This is a genomic window from Enterobacter sp. EC_50 (assembly GCF_019584525.1).
GTDB lineage: Bacteria > Pseudomonadota > Gammaproteobacteria > Enterobacterales > Enterobacteriaceae > Enterobacter > Enterobacter roggenkampii.
Map to the genome: position 1 here is coordinate 136112 of NZ_VDAF01000009.1, position 13998 is coordinate 150109.

The 13998-nt window shown below is 58.8% G+C and carries 10 protein-coding genes; all 10 read left to right on the forward strand.

Going from position 1 to position 13998, the window contains the following annotated elements:
- Nucleotides 1-271 precede the first annotated feature (271 nt).
- The 10 genes from FHC48_RS09775 (at nt 272) to FHC48_RS09820 (ending at nt 13964) form a co-directional block, all read left to right on the forward strand.
- A complete protein-coding gene (locus FHC48_RS09775; protein WP_045335421.1) occupies nt 272-1288 on the forward strand; it encodes an iron ABC transporter substrate-binding protein in 1017 nt (338 codons plus the stop codon).
- A 24-nt stretch (nt 1289-1312) separates the two neighbouring features.
- A complete protein-coding gene (locus FHC48_RS09780) occupies nt 1313-2887 on the forward strand; it encodes an iron ABC transporter permease (RefSeq protein WP_059363336.1) in 1575 nt (524 codons plus the stop codon).
- Between the two features lies 1 nt (nt 2888).
- Nucleotides 2889-3920 carry an ABC transporter ATP-binding protein gene (locus tag FHC48_RS09785; RefSeq protein ID WP_059363337.1) on the forward strand — a complete coding sequence of 344 codons (1032 nt, stop codon included), beginning with the start codon at nt 2889-2891 and terminating at the stop codon, nt 3918-3920.
- 149 nt (nt 3921-4069) lie between these two features.
- Nucleotides 4070-4345: a DUF1471 family periplasmic protein YahO gene (gene yahO / locus FHC48_RS09790; RefSeq protein WP_021241596.1), complete on the forward strand. Its 276-nt coding sequence runs from the start codon at nt 4070-4072 to the stop codon at nt 4343-4345.
- A gap of 185 nt (nt 4346-4530) precedes the next feature.
- Nucleotides 4531-6714 carry a TonB-dependent siderophore receptor gene (locus tag FHC48_RS09795; RefSeq protein WP_059363339.1) on the forward strand — a complete coding sequence of 728 codons (2184 nt, stop codon included), beginning with the start codon at nt 4531-4533 and terminating at the stop codon, nt 6712-6714.
- Between the two features lie 126 nt (nt 6715-6840).
- Entirely contained in the window at nt 6841-8814 is a 1974-nt protein-coding gene (locus FHC48_RS09800; protein ID WP_059363340.1) for a PhoX family phosphatase, read from the forward strand.
- Between the two features lie 103 nt (nt 8815-8917).
- Nucleotides 8918-10306 carry a phenylalanine transporter gene (gene pheP / locus FHC48_RS09805; RefSeq protein WP_023343530.1) on the forward strand — a complete coding sequence of 463 codons (1389 nt, stop codon included), beginning with the start codon at nt 8918-8920 and terminating at the stop codon, nt 10304-10306.
- A gap of 246 nt (nt 10307-10552) precedes the next feature.
- On the forward strand, nt 10553-11788 hold the full coding sequence (locus FHC48_RS09810) for an MFS transporter (RefSeq protein ID WP_021241592.1): 1236 nt from the start codon (nt 10553-10555) through the stop codon (nt 11786-11788).
- 15 nt (nt 11789-11803) lie between these two features.
- Nucleotides 11804-12829 (forward strand): sugar phosphate isomerase/epimerase, encoded by a 1026-nt coding sequence (locus FHC48_RS09815; RefSeq protein ID WP_059363341.1) that lies wholly within the window; start codon nt 11804-11806, stop codon nt 12827-12829.
- Complete coding sequence (locus FHC48_RS09820) at nt 12822-13964, forward strand: Gfo/Idh/MocA family protein (RefSeq protein ID WP_059363342.1); 1143 nt, start codon at nt 12822-12824, stop codon at nt 13962-13964. Before FHC48_RS09815 ends, FHC48_RS09820 begins: the two co-directional genes overlap by 8 nt.
- Nucleotides 13965-13998 lie beyond the last annotated feature (34 nt).

Consider the following 13998-nt stretch of genomic DNA (forward strand, 5'->3'; position numbering starts at 1 on the left):
TGCCGGGCGCGAATAACAGTTTTACCTTCGCGCTATAATGAATAGAAGGCTAATGAATTTCGTTGTTGGCAGGCTTAAGGTTTTCTTAATCTAGAAATTATCTCGCATTAAAATTTGGATTTTTATCATTACAAAATCGGCTAAAAAGAAATTTTACACTTTTACGCGTAAACTGGATTGATACTAATTATCATTAGCGTTGTTGTATGCTTTAATCCTGTCCCACAAAGCTATGAGTGGTTACTCCCGTTGGTCTATTAAGGATATGTTCATGAATTCTCGCCTGCTGTCCTGCTTCTCGCTTGCCTTGTTGTCCTCATCCCTTTTCCTTTCCACACAGTCTGTTGCCGCCGATAACAACGACGGTATCGTTGTTTATAACGCGCAGCATGAAAACCTGGTGAAGTCGTGGGTTGACGGTTTTACCAAAGAAACCGGGATTAAAGTCACTTTGCGTAATGGTGATGACAGCGAGCTGGGTAACCAGCTGGTGCAGGAAGGCAGCGCATCGCCGGCAGACGTATTCCTGACGGAAAACTCGCCGTCCATGGTGCTGGTGGATAACGCCAACCTGTTTGCCCCGCTGGATTCAGACACCCTGAAGCAGGTACCGGCAGAGTATCGTCCGGCGCACGGCCGCTGGATCGGCATTGCTGCCCGCAGCACGGTGTTCGTCTATAACCCGGCGAAACTGAGCGAACAGCAGCTGCCTAAATCGCTGATGGATCTGGCGAAACCCGAGTGGAAAGGCCGCTGGGCGGCATCACCGTCAGGCGCGGATTTCCAGGCTATCGTGAGCGCGATGCTGGCCCTGAAGGGCGAGAAGGCCACCCTGGAATGGCTCAAGGCGATGAAAGCCAACTTCGTGGCCTATAAAGGCAACAGCACCGTGATGAAAGCGGTCAATGCGGGTCAGATTGATGGCGGGGTGATTTACCATTACTACCGCTTTGTCGATCAGTCCAAAACCGGTGAAAACAGCAAAAACACTCAGCTCTACTACTTTAAGCACCAGGACCCGGGCGCGTTTGTGAGCCTCTCCGGCGGTGGCGTGCTGGCGTCCAGCAAGCACAAAGCGCAGGCGCAGGCCTTCATCAAATACATTACCGGCAAAGAAGGTCAGGAAAGCCTGCGTACCAACAACGCCTTTGAATACGCCGTGGGCGTGAACGCGGCCTCAAACCCGAAACTGGTCCCGCTGAAAGATCTTGATGCACCGAAAGTTGAACCTTCAACGCTCAACAGTAAAAAAGTTATCGAGCTGATGACGCAAGCCGGCCTGCTGTGATCCTGAGAGTGAAGTGAACGTCTTATGTCTGGTCTGAGTCTCGACATCGGAAAAAACAGAGTGCAGGAGCCTGCCCGCAGGCGTCCTGCACTGCCGATGGTTGCGTTAGCTGTCTTGTTTTCATTACTGGCGCTTCTGCCTTTGGGTTTTATCATTGCCATTGGCATTGAGACGGGCTGGGAAACGATAAAGGCGCTGGTGTTTCGCCCGCGTGTGGCTGAGCTGCTCAGCAACACGCTGTGGCTGACGGCTTTAGCGGTTCCGCTGTGTATCGTGACGGGCGTGGCGATAGCCTGGCTCACAGAGCGCACGCAGCTTGCCGGGCGAGGGATCTGGTCTGCACTGGCGGTCGCCCCGCTGGCGATCCCCGCGTTTGTGCAAAGCTATGCCTGGGTGAGCGTGGTTCCGTCGATGCACGGGCTCTCCGCGGGTGTGTTTCTCTCCGTTCTGGCCTACTATCCCTTTATCTACATGCCGGTTGCGGCGGTGCTTCGCCGCCTTGACCCGACGCTCGAAGATGTCGCCGCGTCGCTCGGCACCCCGCCGTGGAAGGTCTTTTTCCGCGTGGTGCTACCCCAGCTCAAGCTGGCTATCTGCGGCGGCGCGCTGCTGGTGGCGCTGCACCTGCTGGCGGAATATGGTCTGTACGTGATGATCCGCTTTGATACCTTCACCACGGCCATTTATGACCAGTTTCAGTCAACCTTCAGCGGCCCGGCAGCAAACATGCTGGCGGGCGTGCTGGCTTTGTGCTGCCTCGCTATCCTGATGCTGGAAGGTGTGACGCGTGGAAAAGCACGCTACGCGCGCATTGGCGCCGGGGCTGCGCGCGAGCAGAAACGCTGGCCGCTGAAGCCTGCGGCTGCCGCGCTGGGGCAGCTGTTTTTCATGGCGCTGATCGTCCTGGCGCTGGGCGTGCCGTTAGCTGTTCTGTGTCGCTGGATTTGGCTCGGCGGGGTGGAAAACTGGATGAGCGCCGATCTCTGGCACTCGCTGCGCCAGACGCTGATGCTCGGCGTGGGCGGCGCGCTGCTGACGACGACGTGCGTGATCCCCATTGCGTGGCTCGGTATCCGCTACCCGCACCGTATCTTCCGGATGCTGGAAGGGTGCATCTATATCACCAGTTCGCTGCCGGGCATTGTCACGGCGCTGGCGCTGGTCACCGTCACCATTCATTACGCCCGTCCCATTTACCAGACGGAAATTACCCTGTTCCTTGCCTACCTGCTGATGTTTATGCCCCGCGCGCTCATCAACCTGCGGGCGGGAATTGCGCAGGCGCCGGTTGAGCTGGAAAACGTGGCGCGCAGCCTTGGCAGCACGCCCGCGAAGGCGCTCTGGAGCGTCACGATGCGGCTGGCCGCGCCGGGGGCGGCGGCGGGGGCCGCGCTGGTGTTCCTCGGCGTCAGCAACGAGTTGACCGCCACGCTGTTACTCTCTCCCCTGGGCACGCGCACGCTCTCTACCGGATTCTGGGCGCTGACCAGCGAAATTGACTATGTCGCCGCCGCGCCTTACGCGATGCTGATGATCCTGATTTCCCTCCCGCTGACCGCCATTCTCTATATGCAGTCGAAGAAAATTGCAGGGCTATGACATGCTTGAATTAACCGCCATTTCTAAATCGTTTGCTGATGTGCAGGTGCTCGACAGCTTAAACCTGAGCGTTGCGCCGGGGAGCAGAACGGCCATTGTCGGGCCGTCGGGGTCAGGTAAAACCACGCTGCTGCGTATTCTTGCCGGGTTTGAGACGCCCGACACCGGTCGTATTGTTATGCAGGGGAGAACCCTGTTTGATGAAAACCGTTTTGTCCCTGCCCACCAGCGCGGGATCGGTTTTGTGCCGCAGGAGGGCGCGCTGTTCCCCCACCTCAACGTGGCAGACAACATTGCCTGGGGGCTGGACGGGACCCGCCACGAAAAACGCCAGCGCGTTGAGGCGCTGATGGAGATGGTTTCGCTGGACGGGCAGCTCGCCACGCACTGGCCTCACGAGATTTCCGGCGGACAGCAGCAGCGCGTGGCCCTTGCCCGTGCGCTGGCCCAGCGTCCTTCACTGATGCTGCTGGATGAACCGTTCTCGGCGCTGGATACTGGCCTGCGCGCCATGACGCGTAAGGCCACGGCCGAGCTGCTGGCCGAAGCGGGCGTGGCCTCGATTCTGGTTACCCACGATCAGAACGAAGCGCTCTCCTTTGCCACGCAGGTTGCCGTCATGCGTTCCGGACGCTTCACGCAGGTCGGGACGCCTTATGAGGTTTACACCCGTCCCGTTGACGAAGAGACGGCGCTGTTTCTTGGTGATGCGCTGATCCTGCCTGCGCAGCTCACCGCGGGCTACGCCCTCTGCGCGCTGGGTAAGGTGCCCACAGACAACCCGCTGGCGACAGGGCAGGGCAGAGTGATGCTGCGCCCGGAGCAGCTGAGCGTGACGGCATGCGCCTCACATGAAAGCCCGATCTCCATTCTTGATGTGGATTTTACCGGTCACCTGTCGACGCTCACCCTTGGGCTTACCGGACAGCCGCAGCCCGTCACCCTCAAGACCGTCAGCCAGCCAGGATGGAACCCGGGCACGGCGGTTCGCATTGATATTGCTGGCACCGCGCGTGTATTCGACTATTCTTAATATTCATTAATAATTTCATGCAATGGACTGTTATAAAAGAATTTTCCAGAATATATGGCATTTCCTGAGATTCTCTACCATGCTCATAAAACCTCACCATCATGTGTGAGGTTTTTCGTAGTTGCTGATTAATCTCAAGGAAAAAGGTTATGAAAAAGACGACTGCTATTTTGTTGGGAACGGCGTTACTGTTTACGACCAATGCTTTTGCTGCCCAACTGCTGACTAAAAATGAGTTCAAGAAAGTCGAGTCTCAGTATCAAAAAATCGGTACGGTAAGCACCTCAAATGAAGTATCGGTTGATGATGCAAAAAAAGAACTGATTGAGAAAGCCGATAAGCAAGGCGCGGATGTTCTGGTGCTCACCTCAGGGAACACCAACAATAAAATTCACGGTACGGCTAATATCTACAAGAAAAAATAACGTCACTGCAGCCACCCCATTTTGGGGTGGTTGTTCCTCATCCTGTCTCCCCATCTCTTCCTGTTGTTCGCGGTTACGCTTGCTAACGCATGGATAATGCGTATAGTTCTCATTTGCATTGCTATCAATACATTCTAAGGCCTGACAACGGGCTATTTTTGCGCGCACTTTCAAATGAGCTAACGATGAACAACACCAGAATACACAAAACGCTGCTGGCGCTCGCCGTTGGCGCGGTAACGCATTCCGCCTTCGCGGCGGACGATCAAAAAGAAGATACCCTCGTTGTGCACTCTGCACCGGTCAACGATTTCAAACCCGGTGGCGACCAGCTGGTACCGGCCTTCCTTGACGGACAGGTGGCGAACGGCGGGCGTATGGGGATGCTCGGTCAGCAGAACGCCATGGACGTGCCGTTTAACATCATCAGCTATACCTCGAAGCTGGTGGAAGATCAGCAGGCGAAAACCATTGCTGATGTGATCGCCAACGACGCGGGCGTACAGTTCGTTCAGGGGTACGGCAACAGCGCGGAGACCTACCGCATCCGTGGCCTGAAGTTCGACGGTGACGACATGACCTTTGGCGGTCTGTCCGGCGTGCTGCCGCGTCAGGTGGTGGATACGCAGATGGTTGAGCGCATTGAGATCTTCAAAGGGGCAAACGCCCTGATGAACGGCGCGGCGAGCTCGGGCGTGGGCGGGATGATCAACCTTGAGCCAAAACACGCGGGCGAACTCCCGCAGGCGAAAGTGGGCCTGGACTACACCTCCGATTCTCAGATTGGCACCACGCTGGATGCGGGCCGTCGCTACGGCGACAGCGACCAGTTTGGCGCGCGGGTGAACCTGGTCCACCGCGAAGGGGAAACCGGCATACCGAACGACCGCCGCCGCACCACGCTGCTCTCCACCGGTCTGGATTACAAAGGCGACCGTTTCCGCACCTCGCTGGATCTGGGTTATCAGAAGAAAACCTTCCACGGCAGCCCGACCAGCGTCAATATTTCGGCGGTGGATTTCGTGCCCGAGCCGCCGAAAAACGATCGTAACTTCTCGCAGAAGTGGGCCTACAGCAACATCGAAAACGAATTTGGGATGTGGCGCAGCGAGTACGACATCACCGACGGCTGGACCGCCTATACCGGCCTGGGCGCGCAGCACGCGCATGAAGAAGGGATCTACAGCGCGCCGAAGCTGGTGGACAAGAGCGGCAAGGCGACGGTCAGCCGTCTGGATACCAACCGCATCAGCGATTCCGTCAGCGGCATGGCGGGCATTCGCGGTAACTTCACTACCGGCTTCGTCTCGCACAAGGTGAACGTCGGGTACTCCGCGATGACTAAAAACGAAAAAATCGCGTGGAAAATGTCGGCGGCGAAGGATAACCCGACCACCAACATCTACCACAACACCGGCGTCGATATGCCGGACAGCACTAACTTCAACGGCTCCGGCGGCAAATACAGCGATCCGCTGACCAGCGGGCGCACCCGCACCCAGGGCTGGCTGCTGAGCGATACCCTGGGCGTGCTGGACGACAAACTGCTGTTCACCGCTGGCGCGCGCCATCAGAAGGTGGTCATTCGCGGGTATAACAAAGTTACCGGTGCGGAAAACGCGGCAGACGGCTTCGACGGCAGCCGCTGGATGCCAACCTACGGCGTGGTTTACAAACCGTGGGAAGAAATTTCCCTTTACGCCAACCACACCGAAGCGCTGCAGCCGGGCAAAACCGCGCCTAACACCGCCACCAACTACGGCCAGAGCACCGGTATCGTTCACTCTAAGCAGAACGAAGTGGGCGTGAAGGCGGACTTTGGCCGCGTGGGCGGATCGCTTGCGCTGTTTGAGATCAAGATGCCGTCGGCGATCCTCGACAGCAACAATCACTACGGCCTGGACGCCGAGCAGCGTAACCGCGGCGTGGAGCTGAACGTCTTCGGCGAGCCGATGCTCGGGATGCGCCTCAACGCCAGCGCCACCTGGCTGCAGGCGGAGCTGACCAAAACCAAAAACGGCGTAAATCAGGGCAACGATGCCATTGGTGTCCCGAACGTCTACGCCGTGCTGGGGGCAGAGTATGACATCAAGCCGATTGATGGCCTGACGGCGACCGCCCGCGTCAGCCACTCTGGCGCGCAGTACGCCGATCTTGCCAACACCAAAAAGATCGACAGCTACACCACGCTGGATCTGGGGATGCGCTATCGCTTCGCGGTGAACCACAATGCAAACCAGATGACGGTGCGCGCGGGCATCGACAACGTGACCAATGAAAACTACTGGGCCAGCGTGGACGATTCCGGCACCTACATCACGCAGGGCGAGCCGCGTACCTTTAAGGTCTCGGTTGGCTACGAGTTCTAAGCGTTCCACCTCGTTATCCGGGGCAGGGACGCCCCACACCTCCGCCGTTGTGTTATAAAATTGTAATAAAAGCTTCTTAGACTGGTCGCCGACTCCTTACCTCTTGGCCAATGACAGGAAGCCGCTATGGGCAGACCCCTCAAATCCGTTTTTAAAAAAGAACATCGCGACGACATCGCTAACCGCAGCGCGAACCCGGTATTCTCCGAGGTTGCAGAGGTGTTCCTCTCCCGCCGTCGTTTTCTCCAGATGGGCGCCGTGGCGGGCGCTGCCGTTTCATTCCCCTTTCTGATCAAACCCGAAAATGCGATTGCCGCGGTATCAAAGCCTTCCGCGCTGGCAAAAGCGGTTTCCCTGGGCTTTACCAGCATCGACGTCTCCACGGAAGATACGGTGAGGGTGCCGGAAGGCTATATCGCCCGCCCGTTTTATCGCTGGGGGGATCCGACGGGGCTCAAAAACAACATGCCGGCCTTTAAGCCGGATGCCAGCAACACCGCGGACGAACAGGCTGCGCAGGCGGGCATGCATCATGACGGCATGGCGTGGTTTAGCCTGCCGCAGGGGGAGCAAAACCCGGAGCATGGCCTGCTGGCAATGAACCATGAATACATCGACAACGGGATGCTGTTTACCGACGGTACGGCGAACTGGAGCCTCGACAAGGCCCGCAAGGGGCAGAACGCGATGGGCGTGTCGATGGTGGAAGTGAAAAAAGCGGGCAGCGACTGGCAGGTGGTTCGCCCGTCTTCGTATGCCCGCCGCATTACCGTCAATACGCCGATGCAGCTTACCGGCCCGGCGCGGCATCAGGACTTAATGAAAACCGCCGCCGACCCGCAGGGGGAGCGCGTGCTGGGCACCATGCAGAACTGCGCCAACGGCCATACGCCATGGGGCACCTATCTCACCTGCGAGGAGAACTGGTCGGATATTTTTGTCAAAAAAACCGATCTCAACCCGCTGGAAAAACGCTACGGAATCAGCGACAGCGATGAATCCTACCGCTGGAACGAGGTGGACGAGCGATTTAGCGTTGATAAAACCCCTAACGAACCTAACCGCTTCGGCTGGGTCGTGGAGATCGATCCCTACAACCCGACCTCCACGCCGCGCAAGCACACCGCCCTGGGCCGCTTCAAGCATGAGGGGGCGGCCGTCACGCTTGCCGCCGATAGCCGCGTGGTGGTCTATATGGGGGACGACCAGAAGTTCGAGTACATCTATAAGTTTGTCTCGGACAAAAAATACGATCCCGCGAACCGTGAAGCCAATATGCAGCTGCTGACGTCCGGCACGCTGTACGTTGCCCGCTTCAACGAAGACGGGAGCGGCGACTGGCTGCCGCTGATCTTCGGGCAAAATGGCCTGGATAAGAGCAACGGGTTTGAAAACCAGGGCGATCTGCTGATTAAAACCCGCCTGGCGGCAGACGCCGTGGGGGCAACGAAGATGGACCGCCCCGAGTGGATAGCGGTCGACCCGCACGCCAGCGGCAGCGTCTACTGTACGCTCACCAACAACAGCGATCGCGGGAAGGAGGGTAAGGCACCGGTTGATGCCGCCAACCCGCGCGCTAATAACGTGTTTGGTCATATTATGCACTGGCACGAAGAGGGGGCCGATCCTGCTGCCGCTCGCTTTAAGTGGGATATTCTGGTGATGGGCGGGCGGACCGACAGCGACGATCCGAAGGCTAAAGGTTCCATGCAGGGGGCGGCCTTCGGCAGCCCCGATGGCCTGTCGTTCGATCATCAGGGCGTGCTGTGGATCCAGACCGACGTCTCTTCCAGCACCATCAATAAGAAAGCCTACGAGGGGATGGGCAATAACCAGATGGTGGCCACCATTCCGGGCACCAACGAGTACCGCCGTTTCCTGACCGGACCGCGCGGGTGTGAAATTACCGGGATTGCGTTTACGCCGGATAACCGGACGCTGTTCATCAACATTCAGCATCCGGGGGAGGGCGGGGATGATATCACCGACCCTGCTAACCCTCGCGCTGTTTCCAACTGGCCAGACGTGAACCCGAACGGACGCCCGCGTTCCTCAACGGTGGTCATCGTCAAAGCGGACGGCGGGATCATCGGCTCATAACCTTGCATCGCCGGGGGCATGCCGTGCCCCCGGCGTTAAACTTGCTACCGCCAGCATGAAGTGTTAAAACGTGCCCCTTCTAAAAAAGAGACAGGGGTAGGACGTGAAAGACGCGTCATCCGCTTCAGGCCATGGTAGCGCTGAAGCCTCGTCGGATCAGAATCCGACGCTGCAACGTGGTTTGCAAAATCGACATATTCAGTTAATTGCCCTTGGCGGCGCAATCGGTACCGGGCTCTTTCTCGGCATCGGCCCCGCTATTCAGATGGCCGGTCCGGCGGTGCTGCTGGGTTACGGTATCGCCGGGATTATCGCCTTCCTGATCATGCGCCAGCTTGGCGAGATGGTCGTTGAAGAGCCGGTGTCAGGCTCCTTCGCGCATTTTGCCTATAAATACTGGGGCCCGTTCGCAGGCTTCCTCTCCGGCTGGAACTACTGGGTGATGTTCGTGCTGGTCGGGATGGCGGAGCTGACCGCCGCAGGCATCTATATGCAGTACTGGCTGCCGGATGTCCCGACGTGGATCTGGGCGGCGGCCTTCTTCATCATCATTAACGCCGTTAACCTCGTCAACGTGCGCCTGTATGGTGAAACCGAGTTCTGGTTTGCGCTGATCAAGGTGCTGGCAATTATCGGCATGATCGGCTTTGGCCTGTGGCTGCTGTTCTCCGGCCACGGCGGCGAGCGGGCCACTATCGACAACCTGTGGCAGCACGGCGGCTTCCTGGCGACCGGCTGGAAAGGGCTCATCCTCTCGCTGGCAGTGATCATGTTCTCCTTCGGCGGGCTGGAGCTGATTGGCATCACCGCCGCGGAAGCGCGCGACCCGCATAAAAGCATTCCGAAAGCGGTTAACCAGGTGGTGTACCGTATCCTGCTGTTCTATATCGGCTCGCTGGTGGTGCTGCTGGCGCTCTACCCGTGGGTAGAAGTGAAATCCGACAGCAGCCCGTTCGTGATGATTTTCCACGATCTGAACAGCAACGTGGTGGCTTCTGCGCTGAACTTCGTCATTCTGGTGGCGTCGCTGTCGGTCTATAACAGCGGCGTTTACTCCAACAGCCGCATGCTGTTTGGTCTCTCCGTGCAGGGTAACGCGCCGAAATTCCTCACCCGCGTCAGCCGTCGCGGCGTGCCGGTGAACTCGCTGTTCCTTTCCGGGGCGATTACCTCGCTGGTGGTGCTGATCAACTATCTGCTGCCGAAAGAGGCCTTCGGCCTGCTGATGGCGCTGGTTGTCGCTACGCTGCTGCTGAACTGGATCATGATCTGCCTCGCGCACCTGCGATTCCGCGCCGCGATGCGCCGCAAGGGGCGCGAAACGCAGTTCAAAGCGCTGCTCTATCCGGCGGGGAACTACCTCTGTATCGCGTTCCTGGCGTTGATTCTGGTGCTGATGTGCACCATGGATGAGATGCGACTCTCGGCGATGCTGCTGCCGGTGTGGGTGGTGTTCCTGTTTATCGCGTTTAAGCTCTCACGTAAAAAGTAGCCCGTTTTTCTCCCTCTCCCTGTGGGAGAGGGCCGGAGTGAGGGCAACAGACCGCACCAAACCAGACCGCACCTGCCTTCACGCCCGGTGGCGCTGCGCTTACCGGGCCTACAAAACACTGCTTCATCTTTATCGTGACCCCCCTCCCAAATCTGTTTCGATCCACAGGATCTTTATTTTGTAATCGATTACTTTTTCATTTGAATTGATTTGTAATCGATTACTTTTTTCCGGGTGAGGCTTATTATGGTGTCAACTGAAAGTAGTGAAAAGACGATAGCGCAGCATCGGCTGCTGGTGCCGCGGCTGTCGCTGATGATGTTTCTGCAGTTTTTTATCTGGGGTAGCTGGTCGGTTACGCTAGGCCTGGTGATGACCCAGCACAACATGTCTCTGCTGATTGGCGATGCGTTCTCCGCCGGGCCTATCGCTTCCATTCTCTCGCCGTTCGTGCTCGGCATGCTGGTGGACCGCTTCTTCGCCTCGCAGAAGGTGATGGCGGTGATGCACCTGGCGGGCGCGGCGATCCTCTGGTTCGTGCCGGGGGCGCTGATTGCCGAGAACGGCGCGCTGCTGATTGGCCTGCTGTTTGGCTACACGCTCTGCTACATGCCGACGCTGGCGCTGACCAACAACATCGCGTTTCACAGCCTGGCGAACGTGGATAAAACCTTCCCGGTGGTGCGCGTGTTCGGCACCATCGGCTGGATCGTGGCGGGCATTTTCATCGGCGTCACCGGCGTGGCGTCCAGCGTGACCATTTTCCAGGTGGCGGCCGCCAGTTCCGTGCTGCTGGCGCTTTACAGCCTGACGCTGCCGCACACGCCAGCCCCGGCGAAAGGCCTGCCGGTGAAGGTGCGCGATCTCTTCTGCGCGGATGCCTTTGCGCTGCTCAAAACCCGCCACTTCTTCGTCTTCTCCGTCTGCGCGATGCTGATCTCCGTCCCGCTCGGCACCTATTACGCCTACACCGCCTCGTATCTGGCGGATGCGGGAATTGCCGACGTCAGCACCGCCATGTCCTTCGGGCAGATGTCCGAGATCGTCTTCATGCTGGTTATTCCGCTGCTGTTCCGCCGTCTGGGCGTGAAGGTCATGCTGCTGATCGGCATGCTGGCGTGGTTTGTGCGTTACGCCATGTTCGCGCTGGGCGTCAGCGAGGAGGGGCGCATCCTGCTGTATCTCGGCATCCTGCTCCACGGCGTCTGCTACGATTTCTTCTTTGTCGTCGGCTTTATCTACACCGACCGCGTGGCGGGCGAAAAGGTGAAAGGCCAGGCCCAGAGCATGATCGTGATGTTCACCTACGGCATCGGCATGCTGCTCGGCTCGCAGATTTCCGGCGCGCTCTATAACCGCCTGGTGGCAGGGCAGACCGTGCCGCAGGCGTGGGTGACATTCTGGTGGATCCCGGCGGTAGCTGCCGCGGCGATCGCGCTGATTTTCCTTCTCACGTTTAAGTATGACGATGACAAGGCGTAACGTTCAGGAGGTGGTATGAGGACGATAAAAGGACCCGGCATTTTTCTCTCGCAGTTTATCGGCGAGGAAGCACCGTTCAACACGCTCGACGGGCTTGCAGGGTGGGCGGCTTCAAAGGGCTATAAAGCGGTGCAGATCCCCTGCAACCATCCGCATATTTTTGACGTCGAGAAAGCGGCTGAGAGCCAGGCCTACTGCGATGACATCACCGCTAAGCTGGCCGCGCACGGGCTGGTTATCAGCGAACTGTCGACCCATCTGGAAGGGCAGCTTGTCGCGGTAAACCCGATTTACAGCGACGCGTTTGATCACTTCGCGCCCACGTCCGTGCGCGGTAACGATGCGGCGCGCCGGGCGTGGGCCACGGAGAAGCTGAAACAGGCGGCGGTCGCCTCGGCCAGATTAGGCCTGAAAGCGCACGCCACCTTCTCCGGCTCGCTGGCCTGGCCGTTTTTCTACCCGTGGCCGCCGCATAACGAACAGCGTTTTCAGGAAGCGTTCGGGGAGCTGGCGACCCGCTGGCGGCCAATACTGGATACCTTCGACGAGCAGGGCGTGGACGTCTGCTTTGAGCTGCATCCGGGGGAAGATCTGCACGACGGCGTCACCTTCGAGCGTTTTCTTGCGCTGGTGGACAACCATCCGCGCTGCAACATTCTCTACGATCCAAGCCATATGCTGCTCCAGCAGATGGACTATCTGACCTTTATCGACATCTTCCATGCGCGTATTAAAGCGTTCCACGTGAAGGATGCGGAGTTCCGCCCGAACGGGCGCAGCGGCGTGTACGGCGGCTACCAGCCGTGGATCAACCGCGCCGGACGCTTCCGGTCGCCCGGCGACGGGCAGATCGACTTTAAGGGCATTTTCAGCAAGCTGACCCAGTACGACTACGACGGCTGGGCGGTGCTGGAGTGGGAGTGCTGCCTGAAGGATGGCGATACCGGGGCGAGTGAAGGCAGCGAATTTATCCGCCGCCACATCATTCCGGTTGCCGGGCGCGCGTTTGACGATTTCGCCGCAGGGGGCAGCCATGATTAACGTCGGGATCGTCGGCAGCGGGTTTATTGGCCCGGCACATATCGAGGCGCTCAGGCGCCTTGGGTTTGTTCAGGTGGTCGCGCTGTGCGACGGCTCGCTCGTTAAAGCGCAGGAAAAGGCGCGCCTGCTAAACGTACCGCACGCGTACGGCAGCGTTGAGAAGCTGCTCGCGCACCCTGATTTGCACGTGGTGCACAACTGCACGCCGAACCACCTGCATGCACAGATTAACCGCCAGATCCTGCGCGCGGGCAAGCACGTGTTTTCCGAAAAGCCGCTGTGCATGATCCCTGAGGAGGCGCGCGAGCTGGTGGCGCTGGCGGAGCAGACGGGCGTGGTGCATGGCGTGAGCTTTGTCTATCGCCAGTTTGCGATGGTGCGTCAGGCGGCGAGCATGATGCGCGCAAGCAGCCTCGGGCGGATTTTTGCCTCACACGGCAGCTACCTACAGGACTGGATGCTGCTGGAAACCGACTACAACTGGCGGGTGGATGCCGCGCTCGGCGGCGCATCGCGCGCGGTGGCGGATATCGGCTCCCACTGGTGCGATACGGTGCAGTTCGTTACCGGGCGGCGCATTACCGAGGTGATGGCTGATTTATCCATCGTCTGGCCGACGCGCAGGGCCAGCAAGGTCGGGAATCAAACCTTCTCCCACGACGAGCAGGCGGAGTATGTAGACAAACCGGTCACGACCGAAGACTTCGGCTCGGTGCTGTTCCGCTTTGACGACGGCAGCAAGGGCTGCTTTAGCATCTCGCAGGTGAGCGCCGGGCGTAAAAACCGCCTGACGTTTGAGATCAACGGCAGCGAGCGCTCGCTGGCGTGGGACCAGGAGGTGCCGCAGCAGCTGTGGATCGGCCATCGCGCGCAGGCCAACCAGACGCTCACCGACGATCCGGGCCTGATGAACCCTGACGTGGCCGACAGCGCCCACTTCCCCGGCGGACATATCGAAGGCTGGCCGGACGCCTTCAAAAATATGATGGCGCAGTTCTACCGCGCCGTGCAGGCGGGCGCGATGCCGGATACGCCGCAGTTTGCGACGTTTCACGATGGCGCAAACGTGATGTATATCATTGATGCTATTGTGAAAAGCCATCAGCAGCAGCGCTGGGTGCGCGTGGAACAATAACGCGTTGCCCGGTTCGCCGGGCAATAAATTTATG